General features: G+C 40.8%; 15 protein-coding genes and 1 pseudogene. 5 read left to right on the top strand and 11 right to left on the bottom strand.

Translation table 11 applies throughout. The annotated features are described in order from the left end of the window. Window positions 1–85: 85 nt before the first annotated feature. A complete protein-coding gene (locus WSC_RS0118925) occupies window positions 86–3,583 on the bottom strand; it encodes a pectinesterase family protein (protein WP_016957526.1) in 3,498 nt (1,165 codons plus the stop codon). Window positions 3,584–3,977: 394 nt separating this feature from the next. Between WSC_RS0118925 and WSC_RS0118920 the strand changes: the two genes are divergently transcribed. From WSC_RS0118920 to WSC_RS0118910, 3 genes are all read left to right on the top strand, one after another. After that, window positions 3,978–4,271, top strand: coding sequence for a putative quinol monooxygenase (locus WSC_RS0118920; RefSeq protein WP_016957525.1), 294 nt, complete (start codon window positions 3,978–3,980; stop codon window positions 4,269–4,271). 65 nt (window positions 4,272–4,336) lie between these two features. Beyond that, window positions 4,337–5,455: a phosphoserine transaminase gene (locus WSC_RS0118915; RefSeq protein ID WP_016957524.1), complete on the top strand. Its 1,119-nt coding sequence runs from the start codon at window positions 4,337–4,339 to the stop codon at window positions 5,453–5,455. Window positions 5,456–5,913: 458 nt separating this feature from the next. Continuing rightward, window positions 5,914–7,083: a 3-phosphoglycerate dehydrogenase family protein gene (locus WSC_RS0118910; protein ID WP_016957523.1), complete on the top strand. Its 1,170-nt coding sequence runs from the start codon at window positions 5,914–5,916 to the stop codon at window positions 7,081–7,083. Window positions 7,084–7,160: 77 nt separating this feature from the next. Here WSC_RS0118910 and WSC_RS0118905 read toward each other — a convergent pair whose 3' ends face one another. Together WSC_RS0118905 and WSC_RS0118900 are read right to left on the bottom strand one after the other, a co-directional pair. Then, complete coding sequence (locus WSC_RS0118905; RefSeq protein ID WP_016957522.1) at window positions 7,161–7,580, bottom strand: lipase chaperone; 420 nt, start codon at window positions 7,578–7,580, stop codon at window positions 7,161–7,163. An 18-nt stretch (window positions 7,581–7,598) separates the two neighbouring features. Beyond that, the gene (locus WSC_RS0118900; protein ID WP_016957521.1) at window positions 7,599–7,835 is read right to left on the bottom strand and encodes a hypothetical protein; all 237 of its coding nucleotides are present in this window, start codon (window positions 7,833–7,835) and stop codon (window positions 7,599–7,601) included. Window positions 7,836–7,984: 149 nt separating this feature from the next. Here WSC_RS0118900 and WSC_RS24445 point away from each other — a divergent pair, with 149 nt between their 5' ends. Continuing rightward, window positions 7,985–9,043 (top strand): LVIVD repeat-containing protein, encoded by a 1,059-nt coding sequence (locus tag WSC_RS24445; RefSeq protein WP_157447355.1) that lies wholly within the window; start codon window positions 7,985–7,987, stop codon window positions 9,041–9,043. 1 nt (window position 9,044) lies between these two features. Beyond that, on the top strand, window positions 9,045–9,887 hold the full coding sequence (locus tag WSC_RS0118890) for a hypothetical protein (protein WP_016957519.1): 843 nt from the start codon (window positions 9,045–9,047) through the stop codon (window positions 9,885–9,887). A gap of 4 nt (window positions 9,888–9,891) precedes the next feature. Here the strand turns inward: WSC_RS0118890 and WSC_RS0118885 are convergent, their stop codons facing one another. The 8 genes and pseudogenes from WSC_RS0118885 to WSC_RS23395 all read right to left on the bottom strand — a co-directional run. Beyond that, on the bottom strand, window positions 9,892–10,872 hold the full coding sequence (locus WSC_RS0118885) for a Fic family protein (RefSeq protein WP_016957518.1): 981 nt from the start codon (window positions 10,870–10,872) through the stop codon (window positions 9,892–9,894). Between the two features lie 136 nt (window positions 10,873–11,008). After that, window positions 11,009–11,314: a putative signal transducing protein gene (locus WSC_RS0118880; RefSeq protein WP_016957517.1), complete on the bottom strand. Its 306-nt coding sequence runs from the start codon at window positions 11,312–11,314 to the stop codon at window positions 11,009–11,011. A gap of 97 nt (window positions 11,315–11,411) precedes the next feature. Next, complete coding sequence (locus WSC_RS24440; RefSeq protein ID WP_016957516.1) at window positions 11,412–11,972, bottom strand: TetR/AcrR family transcriptional regulator; 561 nt, start codon at window positions 11,970–11,972, stop codon at window positions 11,412–11,414. Continuing rightward, on the bottom strand, window positions 11,950–12,516 hold the full coding sequence (locus WSC_RS0118870) for a peroxiredoxin family protein (RefSeq protein ID WP_016957515.1): 567 nt from the start codon (window positions 12,514–12,516) through the stop codon (window positions 11,950–11,952). The genes WSC_RS24440 and WSC_RS0118870 overlap by 23 nt, the downstream gene beginning before the upstream one ends. A 103-nt stretch (window positions 12,517–12,619) precedes the next feature. Then, entirely contained in the window at window positions 12,620–12,952 is a 333-nt protein-coding gene (locus WSC_RS0118865) for a DUF3601 domain-containing protein (RefSeq protein ID WP_016957514.1), read from the bottom strand. 113 nt (window positions 12,953–13,065) lie between these two features. Then, window positions 13,066–14,805, bottom strand: a complete 1,740-nt coding sequence (locus tag WSC_RS0118860) for a P-loop NTPase fold protein (RefSeq protein ID WP_016957513.1) — start codon at window positions 14,803–14,805, stop codon at window positions 13,066–13,068. A gap of 81 nt (window positions 14,806–14,886) precedes the next feature. Then, window positions 14,887–18,488, bottom strand: a pseudogene (locus WSC_RS23400) (cobaltochelatase subunit CobN). A gap of 674 nt (window positions 18,489–19,162) precedes the next feature. Continuing rightward, window positions 19,163–19,543 (bottom strand): hypothetical protein (locus WSC_RS23395; protein WP_040395171.1); only part of this gene is annotated, 381 nt, incomplete at its 5' end.

Below are 19,543 nucleotides of genomic sequence, written 5' to 3'. Positions count from 1 at the left end.
TTCTAAGACTATCTGATAAAAACGAAGAAGCCAGCAAAAGCTGGCTTCTTATTTACATACAACTAAGTACAAGAATTTTTAAAGATTAATCCAAGGTGATTTGAATATCTTCAAAAGTTAATGTTGGTGTATTTGAGCTGCCGTTAGGCGCGGCAAATAAACCGACTTTCATTGTGTCAGGTAAAGTTGCTAAGGTTTTTGCACCATAGTCAGTATATGTAGTACCACCGTCGGTTGAATAGCTCACATAATACGCATCACCGTCACGACGCAACTTAAAGTATAAATCATCGCCTGGTGTTACCACAGCACTACCATCCTTACCCCAACGAGCATCAGCAGTTGCATTTTCAAAATGGCCATAACTTGCGACATAATCAGGCGTTGCATCTGTTAATGATTTACCTGAACCATTCACATCGTTTACACCAATATGTGCCATTTGACCAACGGTTGCTGCTGTGCCATCACATACACACATCATTAAGCCAGCAGGGAATTGATAGCTGCCGTTTTCACGCAATACACCACCCGCAATCGACTTTAATTTAGCCGTCATAGTGAAGTCACCTTTGATATCTTGCGATACTAAGTAGAACGACACTTTCGCACTTTCAAATTTACCGCCGTCAGCTGTAAAGGTTACTGAGTCTGCAGTTTGCGCATCAATTGTACCGCTGACAGAAGTACCGCTGCCACCTAAAACCATTGCGCTATCTTTCCACGCATCAGCTTGCGCTGCAGAACAATGATCGTCCGAAGTATCTGTTGGGTATGGGTCCCAACCTTCCCCATTGTTAAAGCTAGCAAAGATTTGTGCTCGGCTACAGAAATTAGCTTCGTACTCAGCTTGGGTTAATTGATAACAGCTGCCATTTGCATCACAACGGTTAGAAACATCTAACACATTACCTGACATATCCATGCTGTTGTATTCGCGCCAGCCAGAAGCTGCAGATGCGATTTCAGGCGTTGGTGCTGGTTGGCTGTTAATACCTTTGTATGCCCAACCTATGTCAGCAATATGCGTATCCATTTTGCTGTTAATAAATGCGATATTGTCGAATACGTTGGTATCACCACCGCTACGCGCTAAATAGGTAGAACCTGCATCAACTGTTACACCTGCAGGGCCAGCTGCATGAGTTAAGGTTGAGTTCAAGAAGATGAAACCAGGATCACTTGCATTTTCAACACGTGCTTGGAGTAAATAACCTCCAGAGCTTGAAGTACCGCCTGATGCTGCAACTTTAGAATCGCCAAGAGTCACTATTTCACTGTTTTCAAACACAGTAGCGACACTGTAACCCCAGATAAAGTCGACATTACCTGAAATTTTACTGTTGTAGAACCAGTTGTAACCTTTCATCAATAAGGTGTCTTGTTCAGAAGTAAAGTTACTATCACGAACAATTAAACGGCCTGTTTTAGAGTTGAAATAAATGGTTTCAGCTTGGTCACCAGCACCGGTACGGATATGCGTATTAATTACACTTAAGTTTTCGATAGTTAATAAGTCACCACCTTCAACTAAGAATAAACTACGACCACCTGCTGGGCTGCTACCAGGGTTACTGCCTTTACCAGAACCACCATTCATACCATCGTAGTTTTCAGCAGCAATTAACACACCATCACGGCTCTCACCTTTAATAGTTAAATTATCTTTATTGCGTAAATACAGTAACTCGTTATAAGTACCGTTTTTAATATCAATAGTGACAGCAGCATCTTGTGCAGTGTTGGCCATTACCCAATCTAATGCACCTTGCACAGTGCGGAAATCTGCATCTGCGTCATCATCTACTGTGATACTAGTTGCGTCTGATGCTGGGCCTGATGTTTTAGTTGTGAAAGTCCAACCTGAGCTATCACCCAAGCCATCAAAGTCCATGCCGTTTAACTGCGCACCTAACACAACATTTTCACCTATGGTAACTGTGTAGGTTTCACCGTAAGTTAAAACATTTGAATGTGGTTTAATGTTTAAAGTCGCACCATCCAAAGTCAACATAGCGCGGTTTAATACACGGGTATTACCATCTGCTGATAAACCTACTTCGTCGGTTTCCCCACTTGCTTTGATGCGATCAACCAAAGTACCAGCTGAATCGAAAATACGCACTTCACCAGTAGTGCCTAAACCTGTCGGCGCTTGGTCGAAGCTAATGGCTAAACTAGCATCTATATATTCATCTGAAGCACCTAAATCTGGGGTAACCGAACCACTTACACTACCATAGTCGGTTGTTGGCATAATCCACGCAGGTTCAATAGTTGCTTTAACCACACGTTGCACTGATGGGTCTGAATCCGAAGTAAAAGTAATAGTTACATCACCAGCAGCTTTAGGGGTTAAAGTTGCTTGAGTACCGTTTACCGCTACGTCAACAATACTAGAGTCGCTAGATTCAACTTTGAAGGTATCAGCTGTTACGCCGTCGTCTGTTATTGCAGTTACATTGACAACTAATGCATCACCATCTGCTGCGGTAATCCATTGAGTGTCTGAGTAATCAATTTGTAATTGAACTGGTTTTACATTTGCATCAAATACTTTTACATAGTCAATTTCAAATGAACGGTTGTAGGTGTAAAAACCTATTAGGCCAGGGCTATTGTATAAACCAGCATCGTCATTCCAACTGCCAAGTACTTCACCATTTAAGTAAGCTGTAATAGTGCTACCAACAACATCCATACGCACTGTGTACCAAGTGCCGTCATCTGTGCCATCTTTTGCACCTAACTCTAATGGCGTTTTAGCCTGCAACATGCGTTGAATTTCTTTTTCGGTCGACGCATAACCAGCTTCAACTTGGGTACTTGTGGTTGAACCTTGCATGTTCAAACCGCCTAAATACCAGTTCATTGGTGAGTTGTAGCGCATCATGGCATACAGATATTTGTTACCTGTATTGCTGTTGTCTCTTGGACGAATTTTATATTCAAGCGCGTAATCAGCTGGAACATTGGCAAACTCAGAAGCTTTTACCAGAATAAGCTCACCATCAACTTTATTACCACCACGCGTACCGGCGGTAAAACGTAGTGCGTCGGTTGTGCCATCGTTATAAACGTCGAAAACACCCGGAGATGGTAAATTATAAGTTGAGATTAAATCATCCCACTTATCCGCATAAGTGCCATCGGTGAAGTCATCACAAAAATAAACTTTGCTGTCGCCTGTCGGACAGACAAACCCCTTGTTGGCTGGTGCTCCGACAACCATAATACTGCCATCAGATGTTTTCTCCTGGTCGCCTTCTACGCCGTCAGTGTAGAAAATTTTAACCGTTAAAGATTGCCCAACATGCGCTTGAGTTAACATGAAAGTTTCGTTAACTGCACCAGCCACATCAGCCCCATCTAACTGCCACTGGTAGCCTAAAATGGTAATAGCACCGTCTTGGTCAGTTAAATCGTGTTTCGCTTTAACTTCTTTACCTTGTTCAGCTACACCATCTACATAAACCCCACCCATTGTAGGATGATAGCTGGATTCATCGTCGTTGATCTCTACGTCTAGCGAACATGCATTGAGTGCCAGCACTGACAACAAAAAAGGAATTCTTTGTTTCATGCAAAACTCCGTTATTTTTATTAATAGACTATGAGCTGAAAGTTTTTGTAGTTTTAGCTCGAGAAATAAAAGCCGTTTACTTATTTTGTGGATACCAACCCGCTTTCTAGCTTGCTTTCCACTTGATTTAGCGCTCCCATTTATAGACCAAACCAAGTGCCACCGGTGGCAAAAAAACAAACAACAATAACCCCAGTAAATGACCTGCGGTACATACTAACCAGATCAAAAATGTTAATCAAAGGTTTATTTTGTATTCATTGAGTTAAGTTAAATCAATTTAGTGGTACTAATATGTAGAAATCTTTGATAAAACGGGCAGTTATCTGCTAAAAATCAGCAATTAAGTATTTTTGTATGATTAAAATAGCAACTTTGATGAAAGGGAGATTTTATGCCTAAGATTATTTTGCAAGGATTTATTCTGATTCCTAAAAATCAACAGAGCAAAATAAGCCGATTGTTACAACAACATATACAACTAACCCGAGCTGAGTCTGGATGTTTAGTATTTGACGTTAAGCAATGTCCAACTAACCCTCTGCGTTATAATGTTTATGAAGAATTTGTCGACAAAAAAGCATTTGAGCAACATCAACTAAGAGTTAAATCTTCCGATTGGGGTAAAGCGACGACAGAGGTTGAACGTCATTATCAAATTAGCGAATTATCATTGAGCAATGGGTAAAAATCAGGCAATATCTTGCGTCTCGTTGTCGCTTATACAGATCAATCGCGCAAAAAGGAAAACAAATGAAACCAAGCATTAAACCTGCCAACCCTAATTTCTCTTCAGGCCCATGTACTAAACGTCCGGGCTACAGTTTAGCAGCGCTCGACACCTCTAGTTTAGGTCGTTCACATCGCAGTAAATTAGGCAAAGCCAAACTTCAATTAGCCATTACTGAAACCGCTCGTTTATTAGAATTACCAGAAGGTTACCGTGTAGGTATTGTGCCGGGTTCTGACACTGGTGCAATGGAAATGGCGATGTGGTCTTTATTAGGTGAAAGACCTGTTGATGTATTTGCTTGGGAATCATTTGGTTCGGGCTGGGCATCTGATATTGCTAAACAATTAAAATTAGAAGCAGCACGCTCATTCACAGCACCTTATGGTCAATTACCTGATTTTAGCCAAGCTAAAGCAGATCACGATGTTGTATTTACTTGGAACGGCACAACATCGGGCGTAAAAGTAAATAACGCGGATTGGATTAGTGATGCGCGCATAGGTTTAACTATTTGTGATGCCACCAGCGCTGTTTTTGCTATGCAAATGCCATGGGAAAAATTAGATGTAACTACCTTTAGCTGGCAGAAAGTTTTAGGTGGTGAAGGTGCTCACGGCGTGATTATTTTAAGCCCACGTGCAGTTGCAAGATTAGAAAGTTATACGCCACCTTGGCCTATGCCGAAAATTTTCTTGTTGGCAAAAGGCGGCAAGTTAATTGAAGGTATTTTTGAAGGTGCAACCATTAACACGCCATCTATGTTGTGTGTTGAAGATTATTTAGACGCGCTTAAATGGGTTGATGACATTGGTGGTTTATCCGCTGCGGTTGCTAAGAGTGAAGCAAATTTAAAAGTATTCAGCGACTTTGTGGCTGAGAACGATTGGATAGACTTTTTAGCTGAGTCAGCCGACATTTGTTCTAACACAAGTGTATGTTTCCAGTTAAAAGCCACTGAAGATCAGGTTAAAGCTATTGTTAAGTTGTTGGATGCTGAAGGTGTTGCATACGACATTGGTGCTTACCGTGATGCACCTGCAGGTTTACGTGTATGGTGTGGTGCTACTGTTGAGCAGTCGGATATTGAGGCGTTATTGCCTTGGTTGACTTGGGCTTATCAAACCGCGACGGCAGCTTAATTAATCCGCCGAGCCATCCATGAGCTCGGAGGGTTTTATTTCTGCTTCCAACTCAGGTTGCTATAAACATAAGTGTTGTTGGTTTAGCGCTGTCAGCAAGATCTTAGTTATATTTGGGGAAATGTAATTTGGTTTTGCTGGGCAATGTAGGTTGGTGAAACAAGCAACACTGTAGTTAATTGCAAGAATGGAGTGATAATTTAGAGCAAAACTTCACGGACAGTGCACTATGAAGCTAGAGTCATAATTTTCGCAAAACCGCTGCAAGTACATCCTTGTAAGCTTCGCTTTTTCATCCATGAAAAAGAAATTATGCTCTAAATTATGACTCCATCTTCACTATAAACTTTTGAGTATTCATAACGAACAAAACAAAAGCGATGGAATAAAGCAGTATTCATCCCAGTTATAAAACTGTTCTCACATACAAAGAGAACCATAAAAAAGAGCTAACAAAGATGAAAACAATTAGGACTTATAACAACATAGCCAGCAAAGGCTTAAATCAATTTCCGCAAGATAGCTACCGCGTATCGCCAGATGAAGCTGAACCAGACGCAATATTACTGCGTAGTCACAAACTCCATGAAGAAACCTTACCTAAATCAGTACTTGCCGTTGCACGTGCAGGCGCTGGGGTAAATAACATTCCAGTTGCCGATTATACGCGCCAAGGCATAGTGGTATTTAATACCCCAGGGGCAAATGCCAACGCGGTAAAAGAGTTAGTGCTAGCCAGTTTATTATTAGGCTCACGCGGTATCAGCCAAAGTATGGCGTATGTAAAAACGTTAGCGGATGAAACCGACCCGCACGAGTTACACAAAAAAGTCGAAGCCGGAAAAAAAGCTTATGGTGGGGGCGAATTAGAAGGCAAAACTTTAGGGGTTGTTGGTTTAGGTGCAATAGGTGCCAAAGTTGCCAATTTAGCTTTAAGTTTAGGCATGAAAGTAATAGGTTACGATCCTAAATTAAGTGTTGAAGCTGCTTGGCGTTTGTCTAGCGAAGTGGTTAAAGCAGACAGCTTAAATGCGTTATTGTCACGTTCAGATTACGTTACTTTGCACGTACCAGCGGTTGAAGCAACTATTGGATTTATCAATGACGATGCGTTTGCGGCACTAAAACAAGGGGCGAAACTGATCAACCTCGCACGCGGTGAATTGGTTAACGAACAAGCAGTTATTAATGCGTTGGATACAGGCAAACTTGCTTATTACATTGCGGATTTTCCAACGGAAAAATTAATCGCGCACGACAAAGCCATTTTGTTCCCACACTTAGGTGCAAGTACAGTTGAAGCAGAAGAAAACTGTGCTGTGATGGGGGCTAAACAGTTAATCGACTTTTTAGAAAACGGCAATATCGTTAATTCAGTAAACTTCCCAGCCATTTCTATGGAGCGCACGTCAGGTTACCGCATCACTTTTGCCAACGACAATGTGCCAAAAGTATTAGGTGTAGTGCTTAATTTATTAGCTGACTTGAACATCAATGTAATTGATATTGTGAACAAAAGTCGTGATGACATTGCTTACAATATTATTGATATTGAGCAAAGACCAACAGCTGAGCTATTGCAAAAAATAGCTAATGTAGAACACGTATTTCAAGTGAGATGTGTATAACGCTATCGTTTAATCACTACCAACAAAGCAGGTGCGACTTGTGCTTGCTTTGCTTAATTCTATTCACCAAGCCTGACTCATTTCTGCAAACGCTTTTTCTCTAACATTAAATCAGAGCGTGAGCGCAGTTTGTCTTTATGACGTAGTTGTTCAAAAGGATCTGCAGTCTCACTACCCAGCTTGGAAGAAGCAGTTGAGTTGGTTGCGGCCGCTGTTTTGGCTGATTTTTTTACATTCAGTGGCTGGTTATTTTTAGCTGCCGATTTTAATGAAAATACGTAAGTACCAATAATTAATAAAATGACCAGCCATTTAACCACCAGAGCATACATTAAGTAGTTTTGTTGTTGATTGAGGCTGAATAATTCAACTACGTCTTGATAAACATAATGAACAATGGCTAACGCCAATATAGCAAACAAGGTTTTAATGATATTGCTTTTGTATTTCAGCCAAAAGCTAGCGAGTAAACCCAAACGAATGAGTGGACTAAACATCTTTATTCACCTTGTTTATTAAATCCACCAGCCTAACCCCAAAGCTGCGGCTAATGCGAATAAACCTTTTTCTTTGATACGACTACGAATTTTATCTTCTTCTTCGCGCACTATCACTTCTAACTCTTCCGGATCTAAATTTTCTGGTTTTAGGCCAGCTAAAATAATCCGTGAGCGTGCAGCGTTTATCGCCGACTCTCTAATTTTAGCCTCAAGATCACCTTTGAACTTTTTAACTGGGTTTTGAAATTTCATATGTATTTTCCAAAAATCTATCCGACTAGCCTACACCTGATAGCTTGTTTGGGTCAATTTAAACAAAGTTTGTTTGTATAGCCCACAGCCACGCTGTATACTCCAAAGCTCTTTAAGTGAATGAATTATAAAGGTTAAGGATGACTCAATTGCAGTATAGATCCATCAATTTTGCCCTGTCGATAATATTTACCATTATTGGGCTATGTTTTTACGCTAGCTGTCGCGAAGCAAATACCTACTTAGATTTATTGCCCTTTATGGCTCAATTTCGCTTTGATTGGCCAGCTCTACCCAGCGCGGTAAATGGTGCATTGCCCAGTTTTATCCATGTCATTATTATGTCGTGTTTAACAGCTACAGCGACGACACTTCGCTCCACTAAAGCTTGGAAAATTCCGTTAGTTTGGTTTGCAATTAGTGTTGTTTTTGAGCTGATGCAATTGAATTTTGTTGGCATTAGCTGGCTTGCAGGTACATTCGATTTATTCGACATCCTTGCTGCCGCGCTGGCAGCAGCTATCGTCGCACTGCATTTTAATTTATCGAACAATCGCCCAACAACCAATAAACCGTTGTCACTTGCCTTGAAAGTGCCACTTCTCCTTGTTGGATGCTTAAGTACCATGGGTACCTATATGGATGATAGTTGCGATTATCCTGATAGATCCAGAGCCTCCTGTGATGTAACGCCTTTATACATGCGCTGGCAAGATATTCGCACCCTAAATGAAGTTTATTTTAGTGCTGAAAATGCCAACACAGAAACCCAAATAGCCATAGACCAAGGGGGATTAGTCCGCGAATATCAGGGCATAGACAACCCAGGTAAAATATATGTGTATAACCAGTATTTGTTTGTAAATGATCAACTAAAAGGCATTCATATTTTCGACAATAGTGATCAAACTAAGCCAAAATATTTAGCTTTTGTTCGAGTGGTTGGCGCAACAGATATGGAAGTGTTAAATGGCGTAATGTACGTAAACAGCTTTACCGACATTGTAGCGGTTGAGTTAGCATCCCCATTCAATTATTACCGTAGTGAAGACGCCCTACCATACCCTGCAGTATCCTCGTGGCTGCCCTCCATGGCTGTATTTCGTAGAGATGGTGAAAGAATAGAGATAGACGAAGCTAGAGGTATGGTTGTTGGCTACGAAATTGAAAACGGCAAGCGCTTTTTCTTCTGGGATGTGGAGCTTTAAAATGAAAACAAATTTACAACAACTAGCAGCTTGTATTTTGACTTTAACAACTCTTTTAGGGTGTCAGGAAGGTAGTTCAGATTCTAGTTCTAGTGGCAGTGGCACAGGGCAAAGTGGTTCATTGGCGGCTATGACGATATTTCAAGGTGAACTGGTGTTTATCGACAGAAACACTATATACAGCTTTCAACTATCGAATAAATTTGCGCCTGAGCTGCACATAGCTGAGCGAACCAACAACAATGTGGAAACTGTCTTCAATTACAATGATGAATATTTAATGATTGGCACCAATACTGGTGTATTAATTTACGCGAAAGCAATTGCGGTACAAGATCGGGAGAGATTTGCTCGAGTTTCGCGAATAAGCCACTTACGCGCATACGATCCAGTAATTGCGATTGGTGATACCGCGTATTACACCACTAGAAACGGCGACACTGACTTTAATAGTGAAAGAACCGATGTTGTTGGGGTAATTGATATTGGCAATATCGAATCACCTGTAATCGAGTCTTTATACTTAGATTTGTACGAACCACAGGGTTTAGGACTACACAACAACACCCTCTATGTCTGTGATAAAAAAGAAGGTTTGGTTAAATTTAATGTTGAAGAAATAGACAACGAAGCGAATGATTTAGTGGATATTGACGGCACACCAGTAACTGACGAACAAACGGTAAAAGGCTTAGTCCGCCAACCACTAGATAATAGCTATGCATGCAACGACTTAATTGTGAATGGCGATACTTTGATATTAACCTCAGCACTAGGTATTCAACAATTGCGTATAGAAAACGACGGTTTAACTGTGCTTAGTGAAATATCTAAAGATGGTTAAGCTGTTATTTAGTGTGCACAATATCTAAGGTAGCTTGATAGCAACTTTGGCAAAACGCACTGAATTCTGTTAGTAATTCTGGTTGTGGCCACACACCTGTTTGTGTGGTCAGCTGACCGACTTTCAATTCATATTTGGCCAACAGCTGAATATACTGACGACGGTTTTCATTTGGGATCACAATTGGTGGTAACCCCGAATTTAATAAGGGTAGATTAGCAAGTAAACGGGCAATACGGCCATTTCCATCCCAAAACGGGTGAATATGCGCTATTGCAGCATGAATCTTCGCATATGCTAGATGTGCGTTTTCTAAAGTTAAACCTGCCGCACTTAATTGGTTAATTTCCTCGAATACTTCAGCCATCAATTTGCCGACATAAAACGGCTCAGCATACTCTATGTAAACCTGTTTATTGTTTTCATCAACAATGTAAGTGCCATTTGGCTGAACCTTCCACGCGCCATAGGGTTTATCAATATCAAAAATGCGCTCACTTTGAATTGCCTTGTGCAACTCAAAACACAAATCCGCATCTACTTGTTTACCAATAGCCCTGTATATCAGCTCGATGGCAGTCGCATGGCCAATAATTTCTTGGTGTTCGCGAATCGGTTTACCCGAAATGGTTAAACCTTCTTCCAATAAGAAATGGGTGTCACCTAAGCTAAGCGTATTGCCTTCTAGTGCTGTTGAGGTGTGTGTCCACAAGTCTCGAATTTGTTTTAAGATTGCAGTCACTTGCGCTGACGATTTACCCGCAAGAAATTTAAATTCGGGGGATTGAGATTGGCGACTCCACAGATACTTTACACTACGACCTTGACCAACACGTTGTACTTTTCCTTGTTCAACTAAGTCAACCAACCAACGTCTTAAAGTACGCTCAGCGACACTGCCAGACAAAAGTGCGCTTATCTCATGCAAAGATTTAGCTTGTGATTGCGACTGCAAAAGTGTCTGTAATTGTGATTTATCGGCCATAATAGTCAGCTTGATATGAAAGGTACGGCCATTTTAGCCTTTTATCGGCCACTTTTGTAGTTTGTCGGCCACTTTTTAGGCCTTTCCGGCCACCTTGAATGGCCGATAAATTTATACCCAATCAGTTTGGTATAGATTAACGTGCTTTTTGGCAACTCCAACATATCTCAAAAGTTGCACTATTCTCTTCACCGCAACTGGCACATACCCAATCAGCTTCTTCGCTATTGGCAGTTAAACTTGCTTCGGTAATTACTAATTCAGCCTCAGCAAAATCAGCTTCGTTTACCCATAACTCGGGCCAACAATCGAATGGCGATATTTCGCCCATAGCACCTTGGGCAAATTCGTTTTTAAGCACAACATGAATGCCCTGTGCTTCGATGAGGTTTTTCGCATTGTGCACTAAAAAGCTATTTTCACTTGTGTAAACTTTTTTCATAAATAGCGTCCGTTCATTGGTTACGTTTATAGAGTGTAGTTCACTAATTAACTTGAACGCGAATTAGCAAAACACTAAAGGGCATTGAAAACAGCAATCAGAGTTTTTGCAACAATAGCTCTATGCTGGCTAATTTAGGCTGAACAACCTGGGTCGATTTCGCTTGGCGAACTTCTGTCATTATGCCCCAAAACAAACTAACAAAAATTTGCGCAACCTCTGGCGCATTCACAATATCGTCCGCTGCTAACGCTCGCTGAAAAGCATTTATCAGCTTTTCTGTAAATGCACTATGCGCTTGTTCCACTAAGTTTTGTGGTGCGTGCGCCTCGAACAATGCATTACAAATAAAACAACCGAAATTGCGCGGGCTAGTTGGCTTTGAGTTGGCTAAATCAGTAAAAAATTGCACTATGCTATGTTTATTCGCTGCGGTAAAACGTTCAGCCAGTACAGTATCAACTAAAGCTAAATAATCCTTTAATGCCAATTCAAACAGACTGTTTTTATCACCAAAGGTATTAACCAAACTTTTGCCTGTCACCCCAGTGCGTTTTTCAAGCGCAGCATAGGTACAAGCTTCGTAGCCTAGCTCCCAAAAAGCCAATAATAACTGCTGCTTTACTACCTCTGGTTCAAACGCTTTGTGTCGCCCCACTGCCTACTCCAATTGCGAACTGATTGATCCGGGTTATCTCAATATGATCACCTTCATCTTGACCATAATGCACCTCAACCACCACACCAGCTTCATCTACCAAAATATCCAACGGCATAGTATGCAATTTACCACTGATTTTCCAAGGGAAATAACCTTTAACAAACATGGCATAACACAACTGCGGCAAACGAATTAAGCCACCTTTGAGGGTTTTCAACCAAGAACGCTCAACCGAAAACTGCCGATAATATTGATTAGTTTGATCGGCCAAAATATAAAATGGCGCCTGGTGTTTTTCACTCGTAGCTTGTAAATCAGCCAAACTAGAATCGAATATCGCCACCACGGTAAATTGCTGCGGCCAAGTGTCAGCTTGTTGTGTGAGCTGATGAATTCGCAAATTACAAAACGGACAGCTAGCAAACCGATGAAAACTTAATAAATAGCGTTTTCCTGCAAGCTGATTAATCTCAAAACGCTTGCCATCTAACATGGGTAAAGACAACTCAGAAATTTTATCGCCAACTTTAACTTTAGGCATGCTCGCCACTCCTTTTTTACAATGAACGATGTAAAAAAGTCTAAAATAAAACAACGAGCATTGTAAAATTAATTTTTGGTGAAAATAGCAGCTATGGATTTACTTAAGCAGGGTTAGCTTTGATGGGTGCAATGTGTTCGGCAAGGTTCTGTTGAATAACGGCTTCGACGTTTCTACTGTTTAACGCTAAACGAATAACATAATCTTGTTGATTGCGTTTAAACAATAAAGTCAGGCCTTTGTCATAGGGATAAACTTTATAATCAACATACTCAAGTATTGTCCCTGCCTTGTGGCATGTGCCATCAAAATCATAAAATTCAGTAACTATCTGATACTGTTTGCCTTGTTCAAGTAATGACGGCTGTTGCTTGGTCGATGTGTCGTCATTGTTACTGTGATTGGCTTTAAAATAATTTAGGATTTTTTGTAACAAGGGTCTGCCTCTCTACTTTCGATATGTAGTTGCCAAAGAAACTGAAATGGTTTTGTAAGCGTTAGCGTGTTAATAAGCAACTACTCAACTTACGAAGTGCAATACTAGAAACGTTAAGGGCCTAATTTTTCAATCGCAGAGTCTAGCGCTAATTTAACACGAGTCATAACCCCTTTTTGTTGATTAGCTTGTGGCATCTTATCCAGTTCACTAGCCAGCAATGCGGCTAAACCCTGTAGTGTTGGCAGTTCATCTTTAAGGTAATTTGCAATGTTGCTAGGGTCATACCTTTCTAAAATAAAACTGCAAAAATAACCTTTATCTAAATTTGACCACCCACTAAAGGCAAGCTTCCACTCTTCAGCAGGATATTTGTTTAAAAATGGTGTCAGGCGGTGTTCATTGTAAATAGTCTGATCAACTTGCTGCCATGAGGTTTTTATTTGCTCAAAAAGTTGTTGGTCTCCAACACGTTGCGTTTCAGACTCTAGTAATCCACTATGTTTTTTAAACAACTTAACTATTTTAGGGTGGTTGATGCGGTAAGTTTTAAAGTTTTTATCTCGGTAAAATTTCTTTCTGCAAGCGAAGCGTTCAATCTTAGCCAAATATTCTTCCATGTACTCTTCGACAAATCGCCATTCAATTAAATTGACATATTGCTCACATGCCTCAAACCAACGGTGGATCTCAACTTGATCATCTTCAAATATAAATTTTCGAGCTTTTTCCAAGTTAAAGTCAAAAGCTTCATCAAATAAAGCGTACTGATTAAACAATAAGTGCTCTACAGGGTCTGACTTTCTGAACACTCGCCCTAATAAATGAACATCATCTATTATGTGGGTTTCACCACAAGCGAAATTAATCATTTCTTTGGTTGGTGTATCGATGTCCAAAAATCTGATAAAAATATCTTCCGGTTCATCCGTCTCTTTAGCTGGAGATTGATTCTGTTTTTTTCTTATATGAGATTCAACCCGCTTTTGCCGGCTAAAACCGATTTCAATCTCAGAAGGGGATTTATTACAACAGCTATGCAAATAAGAAATTCGGATTAAATCTTTCGCAAAAAATTCAATCGTCTTTTGAATGTCTATCTCGTTACAATCCTTAACTAGCTCATATATCTGGTTTAATTTAAAGCTAATTCGCTGCAAGATTCTAAGGTTTTTTAATTCAAATTTTTCGATAAAGCGAACAATTTCCGTCTTGAATGGATGCAGATTGGAGGTGCGCTCAAAAGTGATGTCGAAAGCCGACTCATAACTACAGGATAATTTAACTTTACCTGCGAAAGTTTTTTCTAAAAAAGTGTTGTGCAACTTTAATCGACTAGCATTTACGACAAAAATAAATGCCAGCTTATTTTCTTCGGCTAAATTGAGGCACTCTCCAATAATACCTTTCTGAAGATTGTCATTTTCAAGCCTTTCAAGGTCATCTACAACAACTACATAGTCACGTAGCTTAGATAACATGGCATGTTTAATGGCACCACTAGATGATTGCAGTAAAGAACCAACTAAACTGGTATTTTCTGTATCTATCGATTTTGCAACACCAAAAGCAGCTTCTTTAAGCTTTTCAACAAATCCAGTATCAACTTTGTCACTGAAATAAGTCGCTGAAACTAATTTATCGCGAAAATCTGCAAGGTTTTCTAAACCAAAAACGGACAGGTAGACAATATTTTCATGTCCTAAATTGAACGTTTTGTTTTTTACTGCTGGAATTAAGGTGTGTTCGACATAGTAGGTTTTTCCAGCTCCCCACTCGCCATCCAATAAAACCAAGGAAGGAAACGATTTGTCTGAAAATAAAGTTTTAATCTGCTGTGCAACTGGGCCCATCGTATCGCCTTAACATCAAAAAGTTTTCTGATGTTAAGGCACTTTTAAGCAAGAAGTAAATGTTGAAGTTCAAACTAAAAATTATACAACTCCCCTTCTCCACAACATCTGTTTTAACACACCGGCAAATACAAACAATAAACAGCCTGCGAACATGGCGTATATGGCTTTATCTGGCTCCGCTTGGTTGGTGTTTTGTTGTTGTTTTTCAAGTTTTTGGCCACTTACTTGTTCGGTTGCTTGGGCATTAGCTGCGGCTGATACATCTAGTGCAGGTGCTTCCGCCACCGGTAATTTGAGCTCTAAACCAAAACCTGTAGCTTGTTGCTCGGCGTATTCGCGTAGTTTTTCATTTTCAACCACTAGGTTGTATTGATTAACTAGATATTGGTAACGCTCTATCAAGTCTTTTAAGGTTTGTGCATCGGCTTGCCAATATTCTTTGCGGCTTGCTTCTAACATGCGCTCGATCATATTCGCTTGCGATTTAGGGTTAGTTTTTTCAAACCACTCGTTTATGTCTACGTCTAGTTTGTCTTTAACATAAACTTGGTAAAACTCATCCCATTGGTCATCACGCACTAGGTTTGGATCCATCACTTGCCAGCCGAAGAAATTACTTAAGCTGCTCGCCATAGTGACAGCGCCGCTATAACCTTCTTTTTGCATTTCTTCTACCCAACGCTGGTGAAATTGGCGCGTGCGCAATTCTTTGGCTAAAAAGGTTGCTGCGCTTTCAGCTTTACCATTGTTGGCATCGCGCAAATTGCTGATCACCATTTCTGGCGACTGACCATCTAAATTACGCACTGCCAAAGCTAAACCACCAAAATATTGGAATGGATCGTCTGACGATAACATGCCAAACATGTTGGATGAACGTGAGAACAAGGCGATATCTGTGCCGGATAATTGTTTGGCGTATAAATCCGCATCGGCTAGTTTTTCGCCCCAACGGCTGTTGTCGTCACCATAGGCATAACCCATGCGTGATAGGTATAAATCAGCCAGTTTGCTGTCGGTTTCCCAGGTGTCAGATGCTATGGTTGAACCGCCTAAACCTGAACCATAGTTACCTGATTCATTCGAGAAAATACGCACCGACGACATATACACAGCGTCGTCTTCACTTATGCCTTGTTCAAGCAATTGTGCTTTAACTTTTTGGCTGTTGTCCCACAAGGAGTTGTTTGCTTCTTTTAGCTCTGTTACTTCGCGAATAGCTTTTGCCATCCATAACATTACGTTTGGAAACGCATCGCGATATAAACCTGTTGCCGATAACACCACGTCTACTCTTGGACGTTTTAGCTCGCGCATTGGGATAATTTCAGTACCAGTTACGCGGCCGTCGCTGCTCCATACAGGTTTAACACCCATGGCCGCCAATACTTGCGATTCTAATACGCCGTAGTGACGCATGGTTTCCATTGACCATAAACTAAAAGCGAGTTTGTCTGGGTAACGACCGTGTTTTTGGTAGTAGTCAGCAATTAATTTTTCGGTTAACTCAACCCCTTGTTGATAAGCCGCTTGGGTTGGTACTCGACTTGGATCAAAGCCATAAAGGTTATCACCAGTTGCCAATGAATCTGGATGACGAATTGGGTCGCCACCGGTTTTCACTGGGATATATTTGCCGCTTAAAGCCGCTGACAAATGTTCAATTTCGCGAATACCTGTCATTTTGTTATACAGCTCACGAGCTTTTTCTAATTGCTCAACTAAAGCTTCATCAAAGTCGGCATCAAACTTATGTTGTTCAACCACATAATGTTCAATTAACTCAAATCCTGGAATGGCCTCTAACTCAGTTGAATTAAAATCTAAATGGCGATCTTGTTGCGCGTCTTCATCGTGATCATGCTGATGTTCACCATGATCATGATGCTCTTTCTGATAAGCCAGTGCTTGTTCTCTAAAAGGTTTACCTAACATTTGAATTAGAGTTGAAACCAGGAGTTTTTGCTCTGAAAGTTCACCAAATGTATGTAAGCCAAGTGGCTGATTTTCAGTGGCTAAGTCTTCCAAATACACATGTAATTCTTGCAAGAATTCATCGAATTTGGCTGCAATACCCGTGCGTTGCCAAGCTAAATCTTCACAAATTTTGTTGTCAAAACAGGCATCGATAATTTGTTCCGCAGTTTTTTGTTTTACCCCACCTTGGTCGAGCGATTTGTACTGATGCATTAATTCGTGCAAATCGGCCACTTCGTTTTGTAAACCAGCGGCAGCAAATGGTGGTGTCATGTGGGCAATAACAGTTGCGCTACCACGACGCTTGGTTTGCATAGCTTCGCCAACATCGTCAACAATAAATGGATAAATAACTGGGGTATGCCAAGTAGCTAAGTTGCTTTGGTCGTATAACGACAATCCGCGCTCTTTACCCGGTAAATATTCGTGTGAACCATGAGTGCCTAAATGAACAATTGCATCACTTGCCCAATATTGGCAAGCGTAAAAATATGCAGCCAAATAGTAGTGATTCATAGGCACAGTTTCTTCGTGGTAATAACGTTTTTCGTCTTCTTCATTTTCTGAGCGTGGCGGTTGGCGCATCACTAACATATTGCCGTTGCGAATGCGTGGAATGACAAAATATTGTTTGCCTTCGCGCTCTACAACCATAAATTTGCTCGATTGTGCTGTGCCCCAAAATCGTTAATTGGCTGGCGAATATTGGCCGGTAATTGATTAAACCAATGCAGATATTCTTCAACTGGCATTAACTCGGCAAGGTCGTCTTTTATCAATTCATCTAACTGATAGTTGCGGTAAAACGGGCTTAAAATACGGTCGATACGGCTCGTGAAATAGTCATCTTTTACTGCGTTAATCGCGTAACCTTGTTGGTTTAAACTGTTCGAAATAGAGGTCAAACTGCCTGGTACATTTAAGTAAGACGCACCAACATCACTGTCGCCCCAAACCATTACAGTGAATTTTTTATCGGCATTGTTTTTATGTTTTAGCTTAGCCCAGTTGTGCGCGCGACTAACTAGATGTTCAAGTTGATAGTCGATAATTTCTAACTTAGACGTTTTTCTGTCCATTGCTGCGACAATAATTGGATCTGTCACACCGGCTGACTCTGGCATAACCAACTGGAATGGTGTCATGTTAGATGAAATACCTTGGCTGCTTGCTTCCCAATGTTGTTGGTTGCCATCGTAATAAGTTAAACCTTGCAGTACAGGTACACCTAAATTTTCAAATTCTACTTTGCGTTTGTTTGCCCAGTGAATTGAACGATAGTTAATAATGGCGTCTATTACTGTGTGTTTTTCGCCGCCAACTTGGCTAGTTAATATATAGCTATAGTCACCCGCCATTGGGCTTAATTCAAAATAAAATGGCAGCGCGATAACACCTTGTGCGGCTAATTTTTTAATGGTTTCATCCACCAACAAAGTGCTGTCGGACTCAATTAAATTACGCGCAAATAACACACCAACTACAGGTTGGTTGCTTTGGCCATTCGCCTTGATATCGGCTGAAAACTCGCTTTTGTACCAAGTTAGATAGTCGGTTAATTGTGCAAACACTAGGTTTTGATATTGTGGGTGGTAGATACCCACATCAGGGAATACGATAGGTGGTTGCATGGCAAATGCAGAGCTTTTTTGTCCGCCCATTACAAATACTTTGTGTTGCAGATATTGAGTTAAGCGGCGCATGTTTTCACCGCCACCATTTTCATAATATGCAATTATGCTGTTTACTTGCTCGCTGGATAACCCTTTATTGAGTTTTGGATTATCTTGCCATTTTAATGCTAGTAAATCTGTTTGGCTGTTTGCTGCCAACGGCTCTAAAGGTGCGAAGCTGTTTTGGCTGTCGCGCTTTGAAACACCAGCAAATATCACTAAATTGTATTGATTAAAGTTGCGGATGTTTTGTTGGTCACCTGACTTGTCATCCAAAAGGCTTTTAGCACTTTTTGCGACTAACTCTATATTGGCTTTGGCGAGATTGTCTTTTAGTAAATTTACTTTAGCTCTGTCTGCGTGTGAGCCATTAACCCAGAGTATTGTTGGGTTGTTGGTTGTAGCTGTATTGGCTGTGGCATTTAAGCTGAAAATGCTTAACCAGCAGCACAATATGCTTGTTATGTAGGTTAACAATCGAGATCGTGTGTTCATTGTTGTAACTCTTGTTATGTTATTTAATTTTGCTTGTAGTGTTTTCCATACGGCATTGCTGCTACCGCGCTATACAGTCACTCAGGTCGCCGGTGCATTTACGCAAAAACGCTGTAAATACATCCTTGTACGCTCGCAAACGTCATCCAAGACGTTTGAAGTTTTGCTTAAAATGCACCACCGCCCTTCCTTCAGTCATTGCACTATTCCTATCCAAAACCAACTCCCATGCCATTCAAATGCTGTATGGAAATTACCGTGAGCCAACCTTGAATTGCATGGATGCAATTCGAGAGCGCCCATGGATGGCTTGCAGCGTTTGGCGATGGTAATTCCATGCGGCATTGCTGCCACCGATATTTACCAAAACCAACTCCCATGTCGCTCAAATGCTGTATGGAAATTACCGTGAGCCAACCTTGAATTGCATGGATGCAATTCGAGAGCGCCCATGGATGGCTTGCAGCGTTTGGCGATGGTAATTCCATGCGGCATTTCTGCCACCGATATTTACCAAAACCAATTCCCATGTCGCTCAAATGCTGTATGGAAATTACCGTGAGCCAACCTTGAATTGCATGGATGCAATT

The sequence above is a fragment of the Catenovulum agarivorans YM01 genome (assembly GCF_000281085.1).
Classification (GTDB): Bacteria; Pseudomonadota; Gammaproteobacteria; order Enterobacterales; family Alteromonadaceae; genus Catenovulum; species Catenovulum agarivorans.
The sequence above is the reverse complement of the archived record's forward strand: the minus strand, read 5'-3'. Positions and strand labels throughout refer to the sequence as shown.